Annotated in this window: 20 protein-coding genes and 1 tRNA gene; 13 read left to right on the top strand and 8 right to left on the bottom strand. The window is 63.3% G+C overall.

All coding sequences use genetic code 11. From position 1 onward, the window contains the following. The first annotated feature begins 2 nt into the window (after nucleotides 1-2). The 3 genes from ACE03M_RS13235 to ACE03M_RS13225 are packed head-to-tail and all read left to right on the top strand — an operon-like array spanning nucleotide 3 to nucleotide 3,492. On the top strand, nucleotides 3-1,508 hold the full coding sequence (locus ACE03M_RS13235; RefSeq protein WP_143920687.1) for a sodium:solute symporter: 1,506 nt from the start codon (nucleotides 3-5) through the stop codon (nucleotides 1,506-1,508). Continuing rightward, nucleotides 1,508-2,518 (top strand): N-acetylmuramic acid 6-phosphate etherase, encoded by a 1,011-nt coding sequence (gene murQ, locus ACE03M_RS13230; RefSeq protein WP_485934373.1) that lies wholly within the window; start codon nucleotides 1,508-1,510, stop codon nucleotides 2,516-2,518. The genes ACE03M_RS13235 and murQ overlap by 1 nt, the downstream gene beginning before the upstream one ends. Continuing rightward, entirely contained in the window at nucleotides 2,515-3,492 is a 978-nt protein-coding gene (locus ACE03M_RS13225; RefSeq protein WP_485934372.1) for an N-acetylglucosamine kinase, read from the top strand. Before murQ ends, ACE03M_RS13225 begins: the two co-directional genes overlap by 4 nt. On the opposite strand, the gene ACE03M_RS13220 is transcribed toward ACE03M_RS13225, so the two are convergent. After that, nucleotides 3,389-4,021: a GNAT family N-acetyltransferase gene (locus ACE03M_RS13220; RefSeq protein WP_485934370.1), complete on the bottom strand. Its 633-nt coding sequence runs from the start codon at nucleotides 4,019-4,021 to the stop codon at nucleotides 3,389-3,391. The two genes, ACE03M_RS13225 and ACE03M_RS13220, sit on opposite strands and share 104 nt — an antisense overlap. Before the next feature lie 110 nt (nucleotides 4,022-4,131). On the opposite strand from ACE03M_RS13220, the gene ACE03M_RS13215 reads away from it, so the two are divergent. Both ACE03M_RS13215 and ACE03M_RS13210 read left to right on the top strand, forming a co-directional pair. Further along, nucleotides 4,132-5,916, top strand: coding sequence for a glycosyltransferase family 2 protein (locus ACE03M_RS13215; protein WP_485934369.1), 1,785 nt, complete (start codon nucleotides 4,132-4,134; stop codon nucleotides 5,914-5,916). Between the two features lie 171 nt (nucleotides 5,917-6,087). Then, the gene (locus ACE03M_RS13210; RefSeq protein ID WP_485934368.1) at nucleotides 6,088-7,383 is read left to right on the top strand and encodes an FAD-dependent oxidoreductase; all 1,296 of its coding nucleotides are present in this window, start codon (nucleotides 6,088-6,090) and stop codon (nucleotides 7,381-7,383) included. On the opposite strand, the gene ACE03M_RS13205 is transcribed toward ACE03M_RS13210, so the two are convergent. Then, nucleotides 7,380-8,702: a PH domain-containing protein gene (locus tag ACE03M_RS13205; RefSeq protein ID WP_485934367.1), complete on the bottom strand. Its 1,323-nt coding sequence runs from the start codon at nucleotides 8,700-8,702 to the stop codon at nucleotides 7,380-7,382. The genes ACE03M_RS13210 and ACE03M_RS13205 overlap by 4 nt on opposite strands. 459 nt (nucleotides 8,703-9,161) lie before the next feature. On the opposite strand from ACE03M_RS13205, the gene ACE03M_RS13200 reads away from it, so the two are divergent. Next, nucleotides 9,162-9,413 carry a PspC domain-containing protein gene (locus tag ACE03M_RS13200; protein ID WP_143920677.1) on the top strand — a complete coding sequence of 84 codons (252 nt, stop codon included), beginning with the start codon at nucleotides 9,162-9,164 and terminating at the stop codon, nucleotides 9,411-9,413. A 310-nt stretch (nucleotides 9,414-9,723) separates the two neighbouring features. Here the strand turns inward: ACE03M_RS13200 and ACE03M_RS13195 are convergent, their stop codons facing one another. Then, on the bottom strand, nucleotides 9,724-10,725 hold the full coding sequence (locus ACE03M_RS13195) for an aldo/keto reductase (protein ID WP_485934366.1): 1,002 nt from the start codon (nucleotides 10,723-10,725) through the stop codon (nucleotides 9,724-9,726). Nucleotides 10,726-10,826: 101 nt separating this feature from the next. Between ACE03M_RS13195 and ACE03M_RS13190 the strand changes: the two genes are divergently transcribed. After that, nucleotides 10,827-11,666: a helix-turn-helix transcriptional regulator gene (locus ACE03M_RS13190; protein ID WP_485934364.1), complete on the top strand. Its 840-nt coding sequence runs from the start codon at nucleotides 10,827-10,829 to the stop codon at nucleotides 11,664-11,666. A gap of 60 nt (nucleotides 11,667-11,726) precedes the next feature. Here ACE03M_RS13190 and ACE03M_RS13185 read toward each other — a convergent pair. Continuing rightward, nucleotides 11,727-11,799 (bottom strand) — tRNA-Lys (locus ACE03M_RS13185). A 125-nt stretch (nucleotides 11,800-11,924) separates the two neighbouring features. Beyond that, a complete protein-coding gene (locus ACE03M_RS13180; RefSeq protein ID WP_260847906.1) occupies nucleotides 11,925-12,863 on the bottom strand; it encodes a hypothetical protein in 939 nt (312 codons plus the stop codon). A 267-nt stretch (nucleotides 12,864-13,130) separates the two neighbouring features. Here ACE03M_RS13180 and ACE03M_RS13175 point away from each other — a divergent pair, with 267 nt between their 5' ends. From ACE03M_RS13175 to ACE03M_RS13165, 3 genes are all read left to right on the top strand, one after another. Further along, nucleotides 13,131-13,646: a hypothetical protein gene (locus tag ACE03M_RS13175; RefSeq protein ID WP_260847905.1), complete on the top strand. Its 516-nt coding sequence runs from the start codon at nucleotides 13,131-13,133 to the stop codon at nucleotides 13,644-13,646. Nucleotides 13,647-13,924: 278 nt separating this feature from the next. Then, the gene (locus ACE03M_RS13170; protein WP_235344617.1) at nucleotides 13,925-14,590 is read left to right on the top strand and encodes a DUF47 domain-containing protein; all 666 of its coding nucleotides are present in this window, start codon (nucleotides 13,925-13,927) and stop codon (nucleotides 14,588-14,590) included. Nucleotides 14,591-14,593: 3 nt separating this feature from the next. Then, nucleotides 14,594-15,604: an inorganic phosphate transporter gene (locus ACE03M_RS13165; protein WP_143920672.1), complete on the top strand. Its 1,011-nt coding sequence runs from the start codon at nucleotides 14,594-14,596 to the stop codon at nucleotides 15,602-15,604. A 4-nt stretch (nucleotides 15,605-15,608) separates the two neighbouring features. On the opposite strand, the gene ACE03M_RS13160 is transcribed toward ACE03M_RS13165, so the two are convergent. After that, a complete protein-coding gene (locus ACE03M_RS13160; RefSeq protein WP_143920671.1) occupies nucleotides 15,609-16,070 on the bottom strand; it encodes a DUF4383 domain-containing protein in 462 nt (153 codons plus the stop codon). Nucleotides 16,071-16,176: 106 nt separating this feature from the next. Here ACE03M_RS13160 and ACE03M_RS13155 point away from each other — a divergent pair, with 106 nt between their 5' ends. The 3 genes from ACE03M_RS13155 to ACE03M_RS13145 all read left to right on the top strand — a co-directional run bounded on the left by ACE03M_RS13155 (nucleotide 16,177) and on the right by ACE03M_RS13145 (nucleotide 19,344). After that, the gene (locus ACE03M_RS13155) at nucleotides 16,177-17,514 is read left to right on the top strand and encodes a sensor histidine kinase (protein WP_485934361.1); all 1,338 of its coding nucleotides are present in this window, start codon (nucleotides 16,177-16,179) and stop codon (nucleotides 17,512-17,514) included. Beyond that, nucleotides 17,511-18,149, top strand: coding sequence for a response regulator transcription factor (locus ACE03M_RS13150; RefSeq protein WP_485934359.1), 639 nt, complete (start codon nucleotides 17,511-17,513; stop codon nucleotides 18,147-18,149). Before ACE03M_RS13155 ends, ACE03M_RS13150 begins: the two co-directional genes overlap by 4 nt. Before the next feature lie 82 nt (nucleotides 18,150-18,231). Continuing rightward, nucleotides 18,232-19,344: a hypothetical protein gene (locus ACE03M_RS13145; RefSeq protein ID WP_485934357.1), complete on the top strand. Its 1,113-nt coding sequence runs from the start codon at nucleotides 18,232-18,234 to the stop codon at nucleotides 19,342-19,344. Between the two features lie 49 nt (nucleotides 19,345-19,393). Here ACE03M_RS13145 and ACE03M_RS13140 read toward each other — a convergent pair whose 3' ends face one another. Both ACE03M_RS13140 and ACE03M_RS13135 read right to left on the bottom strand, forming a co-directional pair. Beyond that, the gene (locus ACE03M_RS13140) at nucleotides 19,394-21,043 is read right to left on the bottom strand and encodes an ABC1 kinase family protein (protein WP_485934558.1); all 1,650 of its coding nucleotides are present in this window, start codon (nucleotides 21,041-21,043) and stop codon (nucleotides 19,394-19,396) included. Between the two features lie 63 nt (nucleotides 21,044-21,106). Beyond that, complete coding sequence (locus ACE03M_RS13135; RefSeq protein WP_485934355.1) at nucleotides 21,107-21,664, bottom strand: PadR family transcriptional regulator; 558 nt, start codon at nucleotides 21,662-21,664, stop codon at nucleotides 21,107-21,109. Nucleotides 21,665-22,082: the final 418 nt, after the last annotated feature.

The raw sequence follows: 22,082 nt of genomic DNA, 5'->3' as shown, positions 1-22,082 counted from the left end.
CCATGCAGATCATCGACCTTCTGGTGATCATCGCCTACCTTGCCGCCACGGCATGGTTGGGTCTGAAGCTCAGCGGAAAGCAGAAGGACCTCCAGGGCTACTTCTTGGGTGGCCGGAACATACCGTGGTGGGCGGTGTGTCTGTCCGTGGTCGCCACCGAGACCAGCGCGCTGACGGTGATCGGCATCCCGGTCATGAGCTACCTCGGCGACATCAACTACCTGCAGCTGGGGCTGGGCTACATCCTCGGCCGAGTCATCGTCGCCTTCTTCATGCTCCCGAGATACTACGACGGTGAGATGCTCACCGCGTACGCCTACCTGGGCAAACGCTTCGGCACCTCGACCCAGACGACCGCGGGTGTGACCTTCCTGTTCACCCGTCTCCTGGCCGACGGCATCAGGGTCCTCGCCGCAGCCATTCCGGTCAAGGTGATCCTCGACGGTCTGGGCATCCACACGAACTACTTCGTCATCATCGTCGTCCTCTCGCTGGTGACGATCGCCTACACCTTCATCGGCGGCATCAAGGCCGTGGTCTGGGTCGACGTGGCTCAGATGTGCCTCTACGTCGTCGGCGGCCTCCTCACCATCATCGTCATCACCGCGACCTTCGGCGGCGGATGGGTGGCCGATGCCGCCGAGGCGGGCAAGCTCAATATGTTCATCTTCGAGGGCAATCCGATCTCCGCAGACGCCTCGTTCATTCCCTCGCTGCTCGGCGGCGCGGTCTTCGCCATGGCCTCGCACGGCTCGGACCAGCTCGTCGTCCAGCGCCTCCTGTCCTGCAGGTCCAAGGTCGAGGCGCAGAAGGCACTCATCGTCTCGGGCATCGTCGTCTTCGTTCAGTTCGCGGTCTTCCTCGCCGTCGGCCTGGCACTGTGGGCCTATTACGACCACGCCCTGCCTGCTGACCTGGGGCTCAGCCGCGATGACGAGATCTTCCCGCTCTTCATCATCGAAGGTCTGCCACCCGGCGTCTCGGGGCTGCTGCTGGCCGGCATCCTCGCAGCGGCGATGTCGACCCTGTCCTCGTCGCTGTCGGCACTGTCCTCGTCGACGGTCAACGATGTCTACGCACGGCTGAAGAGGACGCCGATGACCGACGCCGAGGGCTTCAAGGTCGGGCGCTGGGCGACCATCGGCTGGGGAATCGCCTTCATCCTCCCGGCAACGATCTTCCAATCCGATGAGGGCAACATCGTCATCCTCGCGTTGGGCGTCGCAGGCATCACCTACGGCGGGCTCCTCGGAGCGTTCGTGTTCGGCATCGTCAACAAGCGCGCCACAGCCGTCGATGCGAACATCACGTTCGCGCTGGCGGTCGCTGTCAACGCCTTCTTCTTCGTCATGGAGAAGTACGTCACCGGCGAGGTCTGGGTCGCCTGGCAGTGGTACCCGCTGCTCGGCGTCATCGTCATGGTCGGCATCGGCGGGCTCCTGTCCCTGCGCCACCCGAAGACGCAGAACCGGAACACCGTCGCCGAGGTGGAAGGCAGCAACCGCTGATGACGCAGTCCCAGCAGCCGGGGCCCCAGCAGCCTCAGCCTCCGCAGTCACCGTCCCCACGCCCGCGGTCCCAGCAGCCGTCGCCCCTGCGCCCGCTGTCGCCGACGGAGCAGCGCAATCCCCGCAGCGAGGGACTCGACGAACTCGACACCCTCGGCGTCCTGAAGGTGATGAACGGCGAGGACCAAGCCGTCCTCACCGCGGTCGCGAACGCCCTGCCGCAGTTGGCAGAACTCGTCGACATCGCGGCCGAGCGGATGCGCCGAGGTGGTGCGGTCCACTACTTCGGAGCCGGCACCTCCGGTCGCTTGGGAGTCCTCGACGCCAGCGAGCTCCTGCCGACGTTCAATCTCGAACCAGGTCGCGTGGTCGGACACATCGCCGGCGGCCAGGCGGCACTGGTCAATGCGGTGGAGAACGCCGAGGACTCCGTCGATGACGGACGCAGAGTCGGGGCAGAGCTGGGCCCGGACGACGTGGCGATCGGAATCGCGGCGAGCGGTTCGACGCCCTATGTCCGCGGTGCGCTGGAGGCTGCCGATGAGGCGGGCGCGCACACCGTGCTCATCTCGAACAACCCCGAGGCCCCCGTAGCCGAGGCGGCTGCTGCCCATATCGTGCTCGACACCGGGCCCGAGGTGGTGACGGGATCAACCCGCCTCAAAGCCGGCACAGCACAGAAGCTGACGCTCAATGGCTTCTCGACGGCATTGATGATCACTCTTGGCCGCACCTGGCGCAACCTCATGGTCTCCGTCGTTGCCACCAACGATAAACTCCGGGAGCGGACCGTGCGTATTCTCTGCGAAGCCGCGGACCTCTCAGATGCGACGGCACGAGACCTCTTGGAGCGTTGCGGCGGCGAACTCAAGACAGCCCTTGTCGTCTCCTTCACTTCGGTGACCCCTGCGGCTGCGGCCAAGCACCTCGCGGACAATGACGGGTCAGTCAAAGCTGCGATCGCCGCAGGTGCCGAGGGCGGAACTGCCTCGGAGCGCGAGGCCACATGAGCGCCTTCGTCCTCGGGATCGACATCGGCGGCACCGGCAGTCGGGTCGCACTGGCGAAGGTCGATGCCACCCGGGACCTGACCGTCGTTGCCACCATGACCGGACCTGGGGTGGAGATCAGTGCCGCCGGCAGCAATGTTCTCGGCATTGCCTCTGGCCTCATCGCCTCGGCGCAGGAGACATGGGGCGAACGTCTCGACCAGATTGCCGGTATAGGAATCGGCGCTACTGGAATTGCCTCGTTGGCCGAAGACCCAGCGTCCGCGATCGCCGAGATCTCGGGCAGGGCAGGGGCACCCACTGCCGCGGCGATCGACGCGGTCACAGCCCACCTCGGAGCGCTCTCGGGAAAGGCAGGCGCGGTCACGGTCTTGGGCACCGGGGCGATCGCGATTGCACATCCGGGGCCGGATGAGCACGGAATCTTGTCCCCGAATTGGACTCGAACCGATGGTTGGGGGCACCTGTTCGGAGATCGAGGGGGAGGAGCCTGGCTGGGGAGACGGTCTCTTGAGATCGCGCTGCGCACCCATGACGGGGTTGACCCGAGTGGGCGCTCACTGCTCGAGTCCGCGACCCGGCTCTTCGGCTCACCAGCCACCTGGCCGTCTCAGTTCTACACTCGCGACAATCGAGCAGGGATGCTTGCGGACTTCGCTGTCGAGGTCGCCGCACTCTCAGACTGCGGCGACGCCGTTGCCACTGGCCTGCTTCGTGAGGCTGGTGTCGAAGCCGCTCGCAGTGCTCTCGCCGCAGCGAAGGGCCTCGACAGTCCGCTGCGCATCGCTCTCACCGGAGGGCTGGTCCAGGCTGGTGAAGCACTCGTCTCCGGGTTCAGGGACGAGGCCTCTCGTCTCCATACCGGCGTCATCATCGAGGAGCCCGCCGGTGATCCGTTGGCCGGATCTGTGAGGCTTGGCGTTCTGGCTGCAGAAGGCAAGCTTCGCGCCCAGAACTCCGTGCTGTGGATGTGAAGTTCTGCGGTCGTGTGAGGCACTCAGCCTCTGCCGGTTCTCTGACCATCCGAAGTTCACGCACTCCGTCATATTCATCGGTTTCTACAGCACCGTCGAAGGCGAAGCCGTTTCTTCGGTAGAAAGCTTGAGCACGCGGATTCGGGTCGGCCACCCACAGAGAAGTTCGCTCCTCGGGACCGACGACTGCGTCAAGAAGCTGTTGTCCGATGCCCGAGCCGTGGACAGCGGCATATGCGTAGAGGACGAACAGCTGTCGCTCTCCGGGACGATCCTCAGCTGCCGACGGGCCTGACAAAGCGATTCCGACTATGACGCCGTCCTGGTCGGCGATCGCCGAGGTATGGTCAGGATGATTCTCAGGCGCGATGAGCGAACTCCACATTCTTCTGCGCTTGCCCATCATGTCAGGGGAATCGAGCAGCTCATCGGACATGAGTCCGCGATAGGTCTCGCGCCAGGTCTCAACATGGACCTGTGCCACCGCCTCGACGTCGTCGATGACGGGAGATCGAATCACAAAAGACATAGGACGAGGCTACAGCAGGCGTGCGGGAGCCCCTGTTGCGCACCGAATGTTCATCTGGCCGGCATCCCAGGACCAACCGCTGGTCAGGATCCTCAACCAGGATCGACTCTGTGAGATTGAATCGCGAATCGTCTTCGGCAGCCGTCTATTCCGCTGTGGCGACACCACCATCGGCAACCGCCTTACCTTCGGCATCCGCCTCACCCACGGCTGGCCAAGCACCGTCGTCGGTCGACTCCCTGCCGGCGACCGATCCGGCATCGGCCGAACTCGAACTTCCCACCGGGCCGCGCACGCGGGCCTATCGGTTCTTCGAAGCACTGCCGGCGATCGTCAGCTTCTCCGCCATCGGACTGGTCTTCGTCCTGCCGTTCATCAACGCGATGGCTGGGGCGGTCTATGTGCTCATCGTCGTCGGTCTTACGCTGATACGAGCGATGCGCGGTGCGGTCGACGTCTCACGCGGCTTCGTGCGTTACCGTCGCAGCTCTCGGGTTGATTGGGGTGCCAGACTGCTTGACATCGAACGGGCGATGGATGGGCTCCCGCCGCGACCGTATCCCTGGACGGGGTTTCAGGCCAAGGAGCATGCCGCGTCCATAGCCCGTGTGCGTGAGTTCCCGGGCGCGGTGGCGCGCCCTTCGACACTGCTCCATGCTGTTGTCGTCGCGGCCTACAACGAACCCTATGAGGTGGTCGCCGACGGAATCCGATCGCTCCTGCACACCTCGACCTCACCATCGAAGATCGTTGTGTTCTTCGCCTATGAGGAACGCGGCGGCCCACAGATGGCTGCGACAGCACGACGTCTGGCGGCCGAATACGGTGACGGATTCGCAGCGTTCGTCCTCGTCGAACATCCGGCCGGGATCCCGGGAGAGATCGCAGGAAAGGGAGCGAACATCACCTATGCGGGGCACAGACTGGCTCGTTGGGTGCAGGCGAACGGCATCGATCCGGAGTCGGTCCTCGTCACCAGTCTCGATTGCGACAACACACCCCATGAGGCGTATTTCGACTCCGTCGCATACGAATACGCGCTCGCTCCCGATCGCGCCCACCTCTCGTTCCAACCCATCAGCCTGTACATCACAAACATCTGGGAGGCGCCTGCGCCGTCTCGTGTCGTCGCGAGCGCGAACTGCTTCTGGAATCTCACCACAACGGTCCGTCCTCTCGCGCTGCGCAATTTCGCCTCTCACACGCAGCCGCTGACCGCTCTCATCGACATGGGATTCTGGTCGACACGGACCATCGTCGAGGACGGCCATCAGTATTGGCGCAGCTGGTTCCATTTCGAGGGTGACTATCGCGTCGTTCCCATTCATGTTCCGATCTATCAGGACGCAGTGCTGGCCGGCGGATTCAGGGACACGATGGTCGCACAGTTCAAACAGCTCAGCCGATGGTCCTACGGCGCCAGCGATGTGCCCTATGTGGGGGTGAGGGTATTCGCCGGCGATGCTCGGACACCTTTCTGGCCCGGAGTGCTGCGCTTCTTCTCCCTCCTTGAGGGTCATGTCAGTCTGGCCTCGATCTCCGTCATCATCGCCGTCGGTGGATGGATCCCATTTGTCGTTGCGTCACAGACCGGCCAGGTCACCAGCCTCATCGAGCGGATGCCGATGACGGTTGGTCTGGTGCAGCAGGTGAGCATGATCGCCCTCATCGCATCCATCCTCGTCTTCAAGTCGCTGTTGCCGCCTCGTCCGGTTCATGTTCCGCAGATACGGCGTCTGACCATCTGGCTGCAGTGGCTGCTCTATCCGCTGACTCTGCTCGTCTTCAACTCATCAACAGCGCTGCACTCACAATGGCGTCTGCTCACCGGCCGCTACCGTGAACGCTTCGATGTCACTGAAAAGGTCTCCGGCACTTCCCTCAGAACGGTGTGAGAGACGACTCTCGGCCGCGATCGGCTCTCAACTTCGCAGTCACCGGTGATCCGAACACACTTCGCAGTCACCGGTGCTGAGTCTCGCCGCATCATGTCTTTCGACTCGCCCGTGGACTAGCATCGATTCTGTGCCCGCAATGCTGAGGAACACAATGCTGAGGAGCGTGTCATGACAGACGCCGCGCACGACCAGTTCGATGTCGGATACGACTGCAACATCTCCGGAGGTGGGCCCGCCGGAATCGTCGCCGGGCTGCTCCTGGCGCGCGGCGGCGTTAGAGTCGTGGTGCTGGAGAAGCACACTGACTTCTTCAGAGATTTCCGTGGTGACACCATCCACCCTTCAACACTGCGGCTCCTCGACGAGCTCGGACTCTACAACGAGTTCGCGCAGATCACGCACCGCAGGGTGACCAATATCAGTCTTGTCGGCGACGACGGTCGGGACTACATCCTCGGCGACCTGTCCAGACTGAACACAGCGCATCCGTTCATGACGATCGCACCCCAGTGGGACTTCCTCAATCTGCTGGCGAAGGCGGGGGAGGCTGAACCCGGTTTCGATCTGCGGATGGGGGTCGAGATGACCTCATTGATCTGGGACGACGACAGGGTCGTCGGCGTCCGCGCACAGACTCCCGAAGGTGAGACCGAGTTGCGCGCGCCACTCGTCGTCGCTGCCGACGGACGCTGGTCGAAGGCCCGGGGCGAGGCGCAGCTGTCGATGCGCGAGCTGCGGTCCACGATCGACGTGTGGTGGTTCCGGATCGACACCCAGGCGCAGCTGAACGAATCCATCGCTCCCCGAACCAAGGGAGGCAATGTGTTCGTCGCGATTCCGCGCGACGGGCATGTCCAGATGGCTCGTCTCATCCCGAAGGGCGAGGACGGACGTTTCCGTGAGCGGGGGATCGAGTCTCTTCGTCGTGCGGTCGCAGAGACATTCCCTGCACTGGCAGACGATGTCGAAGCACTCCAGTTTGATGACGTGAAGCTCCTCGATGTGCGCCGCAACGAAGCCAAACGCTGGTTCATCGACGGGCTGCTGTGCATCGGCGACTCCGTCCATGCCATGAGTCCCTTGGGCGGAGTCGGCGTCAACCTGGCGGTCCAGGATGGCGTGGCCACGGCTCGACTTCTGGCCGAGGCCCTGCGTTCAGGGAGTGTGTCCACTCGCGATCTCAAGCGGGTCCAGCGCCGACGATTGCTGACGACGAAGACCGTCGAGCTGCTGCAGGGCGGCATTCACCGGATGATCGAGCCGGTCGTCCACAACGGCGGAGTCATCCGCCCGCCGGCGCCGATCCTGTGGCTGCTGAAGACGTTCCCCGCGCTGACTGTGATCCCGGCGCACATCCTCGGCTTGGGTGTTACCCCCGAGCACGCTCCGGAGTTCGCTCGACGTCCAGTCGATGGCATCGACCGGAGGGCGGAGGGTCGGAGCCGGACCGAGCAGGAAGCCTAGTCCCGGTACCGACGCTGCCGCGCCAGCAGTTTGGTCAGTTGGTGACACTCTGCTTCGGTCATCGAATCCAGACCGAAGCGGGCATCGGCGACGATCTGACTGGCTCGATCGGTCAGTGCCCGACCTCGCGGCGTGATCTCGGCGAAGACTTCACCGTCGTCACCGGGCTCCATGACTCTTTCGATCAGCCCATTGTCTTCGAGCCACCTGACCGAGGAGAAGGACGAGCTGGCTTCAACTTGCAGCTGGTCCGTGAGCTCGACAAGAGGGAGTGCGCCCTGCTGGTCGAAGAACAGGAGGAGCAGCACCTCGTACCGGGCATAGTTCAGACCCAAGGGACGAAGCTTCTCGTCGAGGTCGGAGATGAGGCGTCGGTGAGCACGCATCAGCTCCGTCGCCGTCTGCATGCGGTCGCGTTCGGGCCACCGCAGCTCCCATGAGCTTGCAGCCCTGGCAACAGGGTCGTTCAACGCAGGCAGTGCGCTGCCGATTCTGAATTCCTCGGATTCGCTGAAGCCGTGGCCGGTATCGAGCTCCATGGTCGACCACTCTCCGGTGTCCACCTCAGGACCTGCCCCCGCGCGCACGGTCGAGTGACCATCGGTTCTCTCGCCTGCATTGAAACGAGGTTTGCTGTTGACCACAGCCGGCTCAGGGTGTGGTTCGACGTCGTCTTCGCGGTCGTATTCGTAGCCGTAGGCATCGTCGGAATCGGAATCACTCTCGACATCGGCTTGGAGGTCCGCGTCTACCTCCAGGTTCGTATCCGGTTCCTCAGCGTCATCCTCGTTGTTCTTGTCGTTGAAGGATTTGATGGCTGAGCGCAGTCCGGAGCGCTGAATCACCGTCTGGATGGTGAGGTCCCTTTCGTCCGGTCGTCCGACAAAACGGATATCGCGCAGGCCCTGGTCCTGGGCGGCAGACTCGAAGACGAAATGCCCGTATCTGAAGATCCGACCCATGAGCGGTTTGTGCACCGAGATGTCGAGAATACGCGACATCGGCATCGTCGCCTTGTGCTGGGTGAAGATCCCGTGGATTCTGAACACTCGCATGTTCGTGATGACGAACCGGTCCATATGCACGAACAGTGCGCGGTAGACACCGAACAGGGCAATGGCGGCGCCGATGCCAAGCGGGATCGGGGCGAAGTCAACTGGGACCGCGAAGCTGATGGCTGCGACGGCCACTCCAAGCGCAATGATGAGCGAGGGGGCGACGAAGGCGAGGAAATGGCGACGTACTTCGTCGACAATGAGCTCACCTTCTTCAACGATGAGGTGATTTTCGACCTTCGGATCGATCAGTCCCCTGAACACGTCAGGCTGCTTCCGGCGCGGTTACGAGGACAGAGTAGTGAAGAAAGTGACCAATGAGCCGACACCGGTTCCCACTGCCTCGAACGCGTTCCGCACTGCATCGGCTGAATCTTCTGGCCGACTGAACAGATAGAACGCCACAAATATGACGACGAGCGTGAGGACGGCCTTTTTTACCCACTTCACAATGGACTCCTCTTTGCCGCGTCGCTGGGAAGGCGGATGCGGACAATTGGTTGCACAACCCGTTAATCGTAACCGCCCTTGCTGGGTGCCTCGGAGTAGGCGCGCCCAAAACCTGTGATCGTCATCTCATATAACGAGAATTGCAATCAGAGGGGCGCCGAGGTGACCGTTGCCCCGCCAGCGCCCCCACCGGATGCCATTCCGGTTTCCCTCAGTCCGGTTAGACGGTCAGCACCCCTGTGCAGACAGCGAAATCTGCGTACTGTTGAGGGTATGAGAAAACTATTTGATTCCATTCGCAAAGTTGGTTTCCGTCGCGGTCCCGACCGGATTCTCGGCGGTATTGCCGCTGGTCTCGCCGAGGCGACCGGGATGAACGTGTGGCTGATGCGCCTGCTGGTCCTCATCTCGTTCCTGCTTCCGGTCCTGGGGATCGGCGCCTATCTCGTCGCCTGGGTCCTCACCCCATGGCAGGACGGAAGTATTCCAGTTGAGCAGGCGTTCGGTGGCCGCCTTGAACGGTAAGTGAACATTTGGTGTCGGCAGCTTCACCCCCGATTCGCTGACTCGATGGTAGAATTCCGGGCCGAGCAGTCCCGGGCTCATGCGTATCTGCCTCGGCGCCGCATGGTGGGAGCCGGAGTTCGCGCAGAAGATTGCCGCCGTCGAGAGCACGGACTCGAACTCCGAGGGCCAGGTCGAAAGGCTCTTCTTCGTCAGAGGCAAGAGACGTCCTCAACAGGGGAATGGCGGGTGCTCATCAGACCGTCCCCGCTGTGCGCATGATCCAGGTCCGAGACGAGAGACGTGCCGTGCTGAACGAGAGGCTGTGTTCTCAGTGCTCGCTGTCCAAGAGCATCATCTGTTCGGACGGATAGCGATCGCCCCGGACCTCGCTGTCTGCCAGAGCAGCGTCTAAGGCTGCCAGATCATCGACGCTCAGATGCACGCCATTGCTGGAAACGGTGGCGGCCACCTGATGAGCAGTACGAGACCCGACGATTGGCACGATGTCCTCACCCTGTGCGGCCACCCATGCGATCGCCAGCTGGGGGAGCGTCACGTCTCGCACTGCAGCGAATTCCGCGAGAGTCGAGACTATCCGCTGATTGTGGACAAGGTTGTCCCCCTGGAAACGCGGGAACATCGCGCGAGTCCCTCCCGTGGAACCTGCCAGCAGACCCTTGGCCAAAGCCCCGTACGCCGTGATGCCGATGCCGAGTTCGCGGCATGCAGCCAGAATCCCATTGTCTTCGATGCTGCGGCTCAGCAGCGAGTATTCGATCTGCAGGTCACTGATGGGCGCTGCCGCCGCCGCCCGACGAATGGTCTCCGAACCGACCTCGCTGAGTCCGATGTGACGAACGTATCCGGCTTCGACGAGTTCGCTGATGGCGCCGACAGTCTCCTCGATGGGCACATTCGGGTCGAGTCGGGCCGGCCGGTAGATGTCGACGTGGTCCGTGCCCAATCGCTTCAGCGAATAGGTCAGAGAGTTTCGGATTGCGTCCGGTCGAGTGTCGAATCCGATGAACGATCCGTCGGGGGCAAGAACGGCGCCGAATTTCAGTGAGATCACGACGTCCTCACGGCTGCGCTCTCGAAGTGCTGCGCCGACGAGCATTTCATTGTGACCGGCACCGTAGAAGTCTCCGGTGTCGATGAGAGTGCCTCCGGCATCCATATACTCATGGATGGCTGCGATGCTCTCTTCATCCCGTGTCGGTCCGTAGGCTCCCGACATGCTCATGGCGCCCAGTCCGGGAGATGTGACGCGAGGTCCTTGGATTCCGAGTCGGCGAGTGTTGACGGTTGAGTTCTCATTGTATGTGCTCATGACCTCAAGCCTGGCAGGGCGGTGGCGAGGGGGCGAGGCCCTGTCGATCCTGGGACAGGCTGTCCCTGGTTAGATCGGCCGATCGGGCGGACAATCAAGAGATGACCGATCGTTCTGCATTCGCTGACTTCATTCGCCGTCGACGGGAGCAGCTGCGCCCAGAAGATGTGGGGACTGGCCACACGGGCCGTCGCCGTACTCCCGGACTGCGGCGCGAAGAGGTTGCCATGCTCGCTGGAGTATCGGTCGACTATTACGCTCGCCTCGAACAGGGGCGTGGGTCGACCCCGTCGATCGGAGTGGTTTCGGCGGTGGCTCGAGCGTTGCAGTGCGACCGTGATCAGCGCGACCACATGCTGCATCTCGCAGGCCACCCGGTGCCACCGCGCAGCTCCGACGGTCACGTGCGTCCCGGTCTCATTGCTGTTGCCAACCGTCTCGTCGATCTTCCGGCGCTGGTCGTCACCGACCTCGGCGAAATCGTCTGGGAGAACTCCCTCGGTCGTATACTGCTCGACGGCCTTGCGGGGGAGCCTGGGCGCGGCAGGAATCTCATCTGGGAGTGGTTCGCCGACCCCGACGCTCGGGCGATGCCCCCGGAGCATTGGCGCAGCATCTCTGCAGCGCACGTCAGCGATCTGCGAGCCACTTACACCCGCAGGTCACACGAGGCTCACGTGAGGAGATTCGTCGAGGACCTCATTGCGATCAGCGATGAGTTCAAAGAGCTCTGGGACCGTCACGATGTGGCAGTCCACCGCTCGGACACCAAGGTCTTCGTCCACCCAGAGGTCGGATTGATCGAACTTCGGTGTGAAGTCCTGCTGACGCCGGACGATGACATCTCTCTGCTTGTGTTCTTCCCGATGGAGGGCACGAACGCGGCAGAACAGCTGCAGCTGCTCGGAGTGGTCGGTTCTCAGAAGATCTCATCCGACTGAGAAAAGCAAAAGCCCCGCTTCCCCCCTAGTTCTAGAGGATCGCGAGGCTTTGCGTTCGGGTGGGCCCCGTGGGGATCGAACCCACGACCCACGGATTAAAAGTCCGTTGCTCTACCAACTGAGCTAGAGGCCCCGCCCCAACACAGCCGCGTGGACAAGCGTCACACCGGAGTTGTTGGAGACTCAATAATATTAGAGGTAAGGAGCCCGAATACTCAAACTGGTTCGCGGTGGCAACCAGCAGGCTTCACCCGCTGATCACTTTCCGAGTTCAGGGTGCTCGTCACCGGTGTAGGTGCGCGGGAGAGCATCCGGTGCGGTGGGATCCTCATCGGCCGCCTCGTCGATGACATCGGACTCAATGGCCTTGTTGTTCTTGATCGCGCCGCGCAGCGCCGCGACGTTCTTCAGGCCTGCCAGCAGCTTGCGATCCTTTTTCGGGGCGACATACTCAGGATCGGTCTCCAGCGGGAAGATCGTAGGCGCGGCACCGAAGGCCTCGGTCGACTCATTGGCGACCTTGCGGGCCATCTGAGCGTTGACCACGCCGCCGATGATCGCGCCGATGCCGAAGGGCAGCAGGCGACCGACCAGCGAGCCGCCGGCACGAGCGGCGAACTTGCGGATGAAGGTCTTGCGCAGCTTCCGCACCAGCAGATCGACGACCGGGGCAGGGAGCTGCTTCGTCACGGTAGAGCCCCAGTTGCCGAACATCGACTCCGATCCGCCGGACTGCTTGCTGAACTTCTGGACGAGGTTCTTTCCGTCCTTGCCGAGCATGAGCCCCAGCACCAGTGCATTCGCGCGTTTGGAGTCCTGAACCGGAAGGCCGTGGATCTCCGAGACCGCCTGCGCGAACAGTGCCGTGCCTTCGAGGAATCCGGCGGTCTCAGCGGTGGCCACACCGAGTGCGGCTGTCGTGCCGAGTCCGGGGACTGCAGCGGTGGCACCGACTGCTGCGCCACCCGAAGTGGTCAGCGCGAGGTAGTGCCGGCGAATGATCTTGATGAGCTCTTCCGGAGTCGCATCCGGATTCCGGCGACGCAGGCTGCGCACATAGGCAAGGGCCACCGGGCGCTGGACCGACAGAAGTTTCGACAGCATCGACTGGGCGCGGGGGTTGAGGGACCCGTCCTCGTTGACAGCGAATTTCGCTGCCTTGTCCAGGCCCTTCTTCGCCACTGATGATTTTGCCACGGGAGTTCCTCCTCGTTGTCTGCACTCGTGACCTGCTGGTCGCAGGCCCGAATTTGTCACCAGTTTAGTAGTTGCCACTGTGAACCTGACGAATGAACCCTGACCGGGAGGCGAAAGCCTGATCTGACCGGCGGGAGGCGAAAGCGTGATCAGGGTGGAGCGCCGGTCAGAGTAGGGGACTAGAATGCTCTGACGATGACACAGCCACGCTTTCACCGCCCGATACCTTTGGCCGATCTCGATTCGGTCAGTGCCTCGAATGACCCAGTGACCAGATCAGAGACCTCTCACGCGACTGCCGCACTCCTGCTCGGAGACTCGCGCGGACGGCGCGATGAGGCCGCAACGAAGCGGTTCGTAGAGTTGGCCGACGACATCGGTCTCGAGGTCATCGCCGAGATGTGGTCTGCTGCCCCTGCCGTCTCAGCACCGGGAGCGCTCTGGCGCCTATACGCACTGCGCGAATGGATCCTCACCGCTCCGCGTGAGCTCGCCGACATGTTCTCCGCCGGGCAGCGCAGGATGACCGACGGCCTCGGACTCGATGAGATCCTCGCCGGCGTCGAGCTTCCCGCAGGCCCCGACGAGGTTGCCCGTGCCATCGATGAGATCCTCGCCGGAGCCTTCCGCGGGGACGTCGTCATCGCCCTCCTCCGAGCCGCAGCGTTCGTCGGCATGTGCGCCGAAGGCACCGACAGCTCCGAGACCGCCACGCGGCTGCGCCAGTTCGCGAAGGACCTCAAAGACGCCGCCATCTCCCACCGTCACGGCGGACTCGACTGACAGTCTCACTGCCTGGCTGACGGTCCGACCGCCTAACTGACACGAGGGCTCAACCTCCCGGATGGAACTTGGCCACGTGCGCAGACTGTGAGATTTTCAACTCTCGTTCACCCGCCTCGGCGGTGGACTCATGAGCGTGAGCGAGTATCGTTGTGGGTGGCCCTCGTGGCCACCGGACGCTGGATCTGAAGCCCCGGGCTCCAAATTCAGCCGCTTCGAGCGGCCTACCGCCGAGAGGCGCTCTCGGTTCAGCGTCCGGCACATACAATTGAAGCAACATGCACATTCGTCCGGCTCGACCGGGCCCCGGGCAGGAGGAACGCATGCGGCTCAAGCGGGTACCGCAGGACACTGTCTTCTACGAACGCCTGTCCGACCTGGTCGGGCAGATGCGGCAATGCAACCTGGTGCTTGCCGAACTCTCCGGCATCGAAGTCAGCGAACGACGGCAGGTCGCAGACCGTCTCCGCGAGATCGGCGATCAAGCTGATGAAGATATGGGCGCCGTGCTTCGTGCCCTGCGCGAGAACTACATCACCCCGTTCGACCGCAATGACCTCTACCTGCTCGGTCATCACATGCGAGACATCTGCCATCTTCTCCACGGTGCCGGATTCGTCCTCGCCTCGGAGGCCTTCGACGAACTGCCCTCCGGTGTCCTCGAAACCCTCGCGGTCCTGTCCAACCAGACCGACCACACCTCGCGGATGGTCACTCGGCTGCCGGGCAAACTCGATCAGTGGGACTACGTCGACTCCATCAACCGCCTCACCTACCAAGTTGAGGCCCTGCAATGGCGGATGTCTGACGCCGTGCCGAACTCGAAGCGCGGCCTGACGTACATGGCCGCGGTCTCCCAGTTGGGGCAGGCCTTCGTGCGTGCCGCATACGGCTTCACCGAGCTGGGCAAGGTCGTCGCCGCCATCGCGATCAAGGAGTCGTAGTCCGTGGAGCTGCTCTTGGCGGGAGTCATCGTCACCGCGGTGATCTTCGCCGGTTCGAACGGTTTCCATGATGCTGCGCTGACGATCGGCAATGCCGTCGTCGGACGCTCCATCAACGCACGGTGGGCCCTGGGCCTGGCCGTCGTCTTCAACTTCATCGGCGCACTCCTGGGTGAGGGAATCGCCTCAGTCGTGGCCAACCAGATCGTCCACTTCGACGGAGACCCCGAGGTCATCCTCACCTCTCTGATCATCGCCTTCGTCGCCGCAACGGCGTGGAGTCTCTTCACCTACTACCTCGCGCTGCCTGTGTCCTCCACGCACTGCCTCATCGGCGGTCTCTTGGGTGCTGGGATCGTGCTGGGGTTCTCAGTCAACTCCACCGAGGCGGTCAACTCGGTGATCCTGCCCCTCGTGATCTCGCCGATCCTCGGATTCGTGCTCTCTTGGGGCCTGACGGCTCTGCTGTCGAAGACCTTTGCCGCTTCACCGCCCAAACCGCTCTTCCGCGGTGCGCGCATGGTCGACTCGGTGCTCACCGCCTCGCTGTCTCTGGTCCACGGCGTTCAGGACGCACAGAAGATCGCGGCCCTGGTCATGGTCGGGCTCCTCGCCGTGGACGCCAACCCGTACACCGAGCTCTCCGTCGTCGAGATCTCCTGGCCGGTGCGGCTGATCATCGCCGGAGCGCTGGCGATCGGCACCGGCCTGAGCGGGTGGCGAGTTGTCCGCACACTGTCGGTTCGCATGGCCGGTCTCGACCCGCTGAAGTCCGCGACAGCAGATGCCACCGCCACGGTGCTCATGTACACGGCGGCGCTCATCATGCGGGTGCCGGTGTCGCTGACCTTCATCCTCGGATCTGCCATCCTCGGAACCCAGTTCGCCGGACGCCAAGGTCGCGCCCGCGCCCGCTTCATCGTTCCGATCGCCGGGGTCTGGGTGCTGACCATTCCCGCGGCCGCGGCGTTGGCGATCTGCATCGGCCTGGTGGTCAGGGTCTTCACCGGCTGAGACGTCACCGCTGTGGAGCAGTGTGAGCCTTCCGGCCGAAGACGATCCCTGTCGTGATCATCGCTGCTGCGAGGACGAAGTGGAGCCAGTTGTCAGCGGTGTTGAGCGGAACGAAGTTGCCCATGGACTCCATCGGAACGACGAGGCCGTAGATCCACAGCACGGCATAGATGATGCCTCCGACGATGAGGTAGGTCTTGGCCAGTCGGCGTGACTTGAGCCCCAGCAGGCCGACGATGCCGAAGAGCAGATGGACGATGTTGTGCAGCACTGAGACCTGGAAGATCCCGAGCAGCGCGGCTTGTGAATGATGCCCGGCGAACATCATCGTGTCCAGGTCCTTGGTGATGCCCGGGACGAAGCCCAAGATGCCCACCAGGAGGAACACGGCCCCGAAGATGCCTGAGACGATCTGGACGCTGGTGCGGGCGGTGTGAGCTGATGATGAAACTGTGTGAGTGCTCATGACGATCCTTTCGAAGACTCTCGTCGTACATCAGCTGATTCGGAGCCGATTGTGTCGTGGATGGGTTCGGTCGAGGCTTTTCTGCCGCGACGGTAGTCTGGTGACGGTGAAGGCTCGCGTGTCAAGGTTGTGGCGCAGGCTGCTGGTCCTGCTGATCGGCGGCGTCATCGCCGTGCCCTACGCGGCGGTCGTGATCTGGATCGTGACTGCCTCGAACCAGGTCGGCAACCGCGCCGATTCGCTGACCATCATCGTCGTCGGAATCGTCGCTTTCGCGCTGCTGTGCATTCCAGCATTTCTCTCCGTCATCCGCGCCCTCGAACGCACACTGGCCGAGCAGCTGCTCGAACTGAGCATCCCCACCCCGCCGAGGCGGCCCCGAACGGCCGATCGACTGCGCGGTGCCCTGTTCTACTTCGGTCACACCTTCGCCGGCGCACTGCTCTTGCTCACGATCATCGTCCTCATCCCCGCCGCCATGGTTCTAGCCGCTGACCCCCGACAGGCTCATGAACTCTCCAACGGTCTGATCGGAACCGAGACGAGCCTCGCGGCCACCGTGCTGCCCGCAGGGCTGATCCAGGCCCTCGCTCTGGGAATCCTGCTGATGTGCATCGCGATCATCGTCGTGGAGGGATACTTCCTGCCGAACTATGCACTCATTCTCCTCGGCCCGTCGGCGGCTGACCGCGCGGAGCTCGCTGGCCGCGAGCGGGCCCGCCGGTTCCGCCGCACGGTGCTTGCCCGCGAGGTCCATGACTCGATCGGCCACGCACTGACCGTGACGACGATGCAGGCGGCAGTCGCCAAGCGCGCACTGCAGACAGACCCCACCATCGCCGAGGCGGCCGTTGACGAAATCGCCCGCACCGGACGTGAGGCGGTGGCCGAGTTGGACTACGTTCTCACGCTGCTCCGCACGGAGGCCGATCCGGAGGCAGACGATGACGCCGTCAACAGTGCGGAAACGGCACAACTACCTCGGCGAACGATCGAGGATTTCGAGATCCTGGCCGAGGAAGCGAGATCAGTGGGGCACCCGACCCAGCTGAGAATCAGCGGCGGCATGGGCTCATTGCCGTCAGCCGTGGCGCACGAGCTGCATCGGATCGTGCGGGAGGCTCTGACGAACTCGCTTCGCCACGCCTCAGTCCCGGGGGCCTCGGTGTCGATCAGCGTCGACGCGGGATTCGTGACGCTGACGGTGAGCAACGCCTGCGTGGTGAATACCAGTGGTGCGAGGAGCAATGCGGGTACAGGCCGGGGTCTGCAGGGGATCAAAGAGCGCGTTGAGCTCTTCGGTGGGGAAGTTCGGTGGACTGCTGATGCTGGCTTATGGACGCTTGAGGCCGTGCTGCCGACAGACAGCTGCACTGCGACAGACACTGGCACAGCGACAACCAGCGACACTGTACGAGTTGCGAACGAGGAAAGGCAGACATGAGCATCAGGGTGGTCCTCATCGACGATGAGCCGTTGGTTCGTGCCGGGCTCGCGGCGATCATCGACTCGGACACCGGACTCGAGGTGGTCGGTGAGGCCGGCGACGGTGCCGACGCCATCGACCTCGTCCAGCGCACACAGCCCGATATCGTCATCATGGATGTGCGCATGCCGCAGCTCAGCGGACTCGAAGCGACTCGATTGCTCGTGGCACGGCAGGACCCTCCTCGTGTGCTCATTCTGACCACTTTCGACAGCGACGACTACGTCTTCGAAGCGCTTCGTGCCGGTGCCGATGGCTTCGTGCTCAAGCGGGCCCGGCCGGAGGAACTCATCCGCGCCGTGTACGTCGTGGCCGGTGGGGAAGTGCTCCTGTATCCGCAGAAGGTTCGTGAGATGGCAGCTCAGGCGGGGAGGCGCGAAGACCTGGCCAGTGTTGCCCAGCTGAGCAGTCGCGAGCAGGAGGTGCTCTCACTCATGGCGCGCGGTCTGAGCAATGTGGAGATCGCCGGTGAGCTGTTCCTCGGCAGTGAGACGGTCAAGACCTATGTCAGCTCGCTGCTCGGCAAGCTCGGCGCCAGGGACCGGACCCAAGCCGTCATCAGAGCCTTCGAATCGGGTTTCATCACCCTCTGAGGGGCATGCTTCACCCTGTGAGTGATGCCGTTCACCCGTTCGGGGGAGTCTGTCAGGATGGCTTCGGCACGAGTGTTGAAGCATGAAGCCAACACAGAGCTATACCCAGTCAGCCCATCCATCTCAACCGACGCGGGTACTCAATGTCGGTGTCACTATGCTCGGCCTGAGCGCGGTCTGGTCAATGACCATGCTGGTCATCTCCGTGCTGTGGGGGAGCGGACTACTCGTCTCTCCGTTCGGTCATGCGGAACCGGGCGAATACAACACACTCTTGGACTATCTCTCCATCCCTGCTGGAGCCGCACTGGTCGGATTCTGTGCGCTGCTGAGTCTGACTCTCGCCTCGACCCTCCTGACCCTGCCACGACTGCGCGGCAGAGTCGTCGCAGCAGTTGGAACCTTCGCTGTCTTCCTCACCCTCGTCACTACCGTGGTCTTCACCGACACCTTGGTGTTGGCATACCTCGGCTACACGTTGAGCCTGCAGTTCCCGCCGATCCCCGGCGCCGTGCTCTGGCAGGGGTTCATGCTGCTCGGCCCGGGGCTGTGGGCAGCGGTATGGGCATCGTTGGAGGGCCGTCAGCGACGCAGCCGGGCAGGAGCCGATGGTGCGGCCGTGGATGCCCCTGTCGGCGATGCCTCTGTCGGCGATGCCTTCGCCGCGGGGGTGACCACTGCGAAGGTTGCCGAAGGTCGCCAGCCCGTCCAGGTCAGTGCCAAAATCGCCGTCGGCGTGGCCGTGGCGATTCCCGTCATCTATGCATCCACTCGTATTCTGTGGGCACTGGGTATCCCGTTCGGGCTCAGCCCCGAGTTCTATTCCGAAGGCCTCCAGGCCGGGATGTGGCATTCGGGTCTCGCCTTGGCGATTGCCGGACTGGTCGGAGCGCTGCTGACCCTGGGGCTGGTGCACAGATGGGGAGAGAGATTTCCGCGTTGGACAGGGCCGCTGGCAGGACGACGTGTGCCTATCCTCCTCGCGACGATACCCGCCGGCATCGTCACATTGGCGATGTTCACCGGAGGCATGGGCATGATCCATTCGGTCCTGTTCAACGGTGTCAGCATCAACGGCAACTGGGTGACGATCGGCCCGACTCTCCTATTTCCGCTGTGGGCTCTGGCACTCGGTTGGGCCACCTATGCCTACCGTGCCAGGCGACTTGATGCCCGCGCCTTTCGGCGGCAGTGACAGGTCGATTCAGCGTGCCCTGCTGGTGGGGTCGGATGACCGTGTGCTCTCACCTGCGGCGGTGTCGGCGGTTGAGCGTCCTGTGTCGAAGCAGAGTGACCAGGCTGTGGATGAGCGCCGGCACCGAGGCGATGAGCATCAGGACGCCACCAAGTGTCGTCATGGACAGCAGCACTGCACCGCCGATGACGAATCCTGTGAACAGCACGGCCGAGATCACCCCGCGGGCCAGAAGTTCGAGGCCCGCGACCCGACGGTCCAGCTTGGGCGTGGCCACCGAGAGTTCACCGTCCTCGAGCCTCTGGACCAGGGCGTCGAGGCGCCCCGGCAGGCCGAGCGTCAGGCGCACAAGGTTGATTGCCTCCTTCGCCACGGTGCCGGCGGCGCCGCCCTTCTCCTCCTCGATCAGCTCGCTCGCATAGGGTTCGACGACCTCCCAGATGTTGAATGAGGGATTGAGGGAACTGCACAGACCCGAGACCATGGACAGCGAGCGAATGACGAGGAAGAGGTTCTCCGGCAGCTGCACGGGCAGATCCCGCACCACCGATTCGAAATCCGTGGAGAAGGCTCGCAGCTCCTTCTCATCGACGTCGCGCAGCTGGGCGAACCCCATGCCTCCGAACCGTGCGAAGAGTCCTGTGAGAGAGCGTTCGAGCTCTTCCGTGTCCGCGCCGTCGAGCAGAACGCCGATGAGTCCGACGCTGGCGACGAGGCGGCGGGAGTCCCGCATCGCCACGGCGATGAAGAGCTCCCGCAGGCCCGCGCGCAGATTCTCCGGCACGTGCCCCATCATCCCGAAGTCGATGAAGGTCAGATGCCATCCTGCCCCCGCCGAGGTTGTCCCCGAGCGGGCAGGTGTCACGAAGATGTTGCCGGGGTGGGGGTCGGCGTGGAAGAACCCGGTCCGGAAGAGCTGATCGAACATCGTGTGCGCGAAGGTCGTCGCAACCTCGTGAGGGTCGATCCCGGCTCGACGCAGCGCAGCGACGTCGTTGGCCTTGATCGCCGTGACGTCCTCCATGGTCAGCACCTGTGGTGTGGTCTGTTCCCAGACGATCCGCGGAGCCTGCACCCCGGCCGACTCAGCCGCGTCCATGGCGAAGGTCTCAGCGTTCGCAGCTTCGTGGAGATAGTCGATCTCTTCGAGGCTGACATGGGCGAACTCTTCGACCAGTGCCGGCATGTCGACGCGGCGGGAGATGAACTGGACGCGGGAGAGCCATCCGGCGATCCGGCGCAGGGCACCCAGATCGACCTCGACGATATCGGCGATGTTCGGACGCTGGACCTTGACAACCACCTCGGCGAAACCGATCTCTGCGGCGATCTCCGGGGTCAGGGTCGCCGAGTGCGCCTGCCCCAGGGATGCCGCGGCCAATGGGTGGGGTTCGAAGGAGGTGAAGGCATCAGTGAGTGCCATCCCCAACTGCGCTTCGGCAAGGTCGCGGATCTGGTCGACGGGGACCGGGGCGACCTCGTCCTGCAGGCCCTCCAGCTCTTTGGTGATCTCGGGCGGGAGAACATCCATGCGCGAGGAGAGGAACTGGCCGACCTTGATCATCAGACCGCCGAGTTCCACGGCCAGAGTGCGAAATCGCCTGGCCGTGGAACGCCAGCGCTCCACCCGACCTCTTGCCGCGAGATGACCCAGGCCAACTCGCGGCAGCGTCATCTCGAACCACCAGGCCATGACCATCTGGGCCGCGGCGAAGCGGAGGATCCGACCGGAACGAGCCCGAAGGGTTCGCGCCGTCACTGTTCAGTCCTCGGCGAGGATCGAATACAGCCTGCGCTTGGTGTCCTCGAGCGCGGTGACCGCCTCGGCGACCTGTTCCTTGCTGCCGGACCGGCCGACTTGAGCGGCTGCCTGTGCCAGCTCGACGCCGGCCTTGGCCAGGTTTGCGGCCCTGGGTGCTTCGGGCTTCTTCGCAGATTCCCATGGAGCATTGGACTCCGGCTCGGATGCGACCTGTTCGCGTCCGGCCTCGGTGAGTGAATAGGTCTTGCGCCCGCTTGAGGACTCCGCGCTGATGAGGCCCTCATCCGTGAGCAGCTGCAGCGTCGGGTAGACCGATCCCGGGCTGGGCTTCCAGCTGCCGCCGCTGCGCTCTTCGATCTCTTGGATGATCTGGTACCCGTGCATCGGCGCTTCGGCCAGCAGCGTGAGGATTCCGGCGCGGACATCTCCGCGGTTCATGCGGAACGGCTGTTTGGGGTTGAAGGACGAGCGCAGCTGCTCCACCGCTTCCCAGATATTCGCCCCGCCCCAATCGCCGTTTCGACGAGAGAAACCTCCGTGATTGAATGGCTCGTTCATGATGACCTCCAGGTCTGATCGAATCGTCTTGACGATATATAACGATATATCGGCGATGGGTTGCTGGGAAGGTCCTTCTGTCGATTGCGGAGGTAACTCTCAGACCACGCTCAGGCCGTTGCGGACTGCTCACCGACAGTGTGTGACAGGACGGGACCTCTTCGAATGCAGTCGTCAATGAGCGGTGACACCCCGAGGGCGACTGTGAGCTGGGTGACTGATCGAGGGGTGACACACCGATGGCGATACTGAACGGGGTGACGCTGAACAGGGGTGACACACCGATGGCGATACTGAACGAGGTGACGCTTCGAGGGGTGACACACCGATGGCGATACTGAACGGGCTGACGCTTCGAGGGGTGACACACCGATGGGTCACCGTAGGTCGTGAATACAGGCAACGGTTGGTAAGTTAG

The sequence above is a fragment of the Brevibacterium sp. AGC70 genome, from assembly GCF_057334195.1.
The sequence above is the reverse complement of the archived record's forward strand: the minus strand, read 5'-3'. Positions and strand labels throughout refer to the sequence as shown.

Bases quoted from the DNA above. Each gene is read 5' to 3' on its own strand.
- ACE03M_RS13235 (WP_143920687.1), top strand. From the start codon at position 3: ATGCAGATCATCGACCTTCTGGTGATCATCGCCTACCTTGCCGCCACG.
- murQ (WP_485934373.1), top strand. From the start codon at position 1,508: ATGACGCAGTCCCAGCAGCCGGGGCCCCAGCAGCCTCAGCCTCCGCAG.
- ACE03M_RS13225 (WP_485934372.1), top strand. From the start codon at position 2,515: ATGAGCGCCTTCGTCCTCGGGATCGACATCGGCGGCACCGGCAGTCGG.
- ACE03M_RS13220 (WP_485934370.1), bottom strand. From the start codon at position 4,021: ATGTCTTTTGTGATTCGATCTCCCGTCATCGACGACGTCGAGGCGGTG.
- ACE03M_RS13210 (WP_485934368.1), top strand. From the start codon at position 6,088: ATGACAGACGCCGCGCACGACCAGTTCGATGTCGGATACGACTGCAAC.
- ACE03M_RS13200 (WP_143920677.1), top strand. From the start codon at position 9,162: ATGAGAAAACTATTTGATTCCATTCGCAAAGTTGGTTTCCGTCGCGGT.
- ACE03M_RS13195 (WP_485934366.1), bottom strand. From the start codon at position 10,725: ATGAGCACATACAATGAGAACTCAACCGTCAACACTCGCCGACTCGGA.
- ACE03M_RS13190 (WP_485934364.1), top strand. From the start codon at position 10,827: ATGACCGATCGTTCTGCATTCGCTGACTTCATTCGCCGTCGACGGGAG.
- ACE03M_RS13170 (WP_235344617.1), top strand. From the start codon at position 13,925: ATGCACATTCGTCCGGCTCGACCGGGCCCCGGGCAGGAGGAACGCATG.
- ACE03M_RS13160 (WP_143920671.1), bottom strand. From the start codon at position 16,070: ATGAGCACTCACACAGTTTCATCATCAGCTCACACCGCCCGCACCAGC.
- ACE03M_RS13150 (WP_485934359.1), top strand. From the start codon at position 17,511: ATGAGCATCAGGGTGGTCCTCATCGACGATGAGCCGTTGGTTCGTGCC.
- ACE03M_RS13145 (WP_485934357.1), top strand. From the start codon at position 18,232: ATGAAGCCAACACAGAGCTATACCCAGTCAGCCCATCCATCTCAACCG.
- ACE03M_RS13140 (WP_485934558.1), bottom strand. From the start codon at position 21,043: ATGGTCATGGCCTGGTGGTTCGAGATGACGCTGCCGCGAGTTGGCCTG.
- ACE03M_RS13135 (WP_485934355.1), bottom strand. From the start codon at position 21,664: ATGAACGAGCCATTCAATCACGGAGGTTTCTCTCGTCGAAACGGCGAT.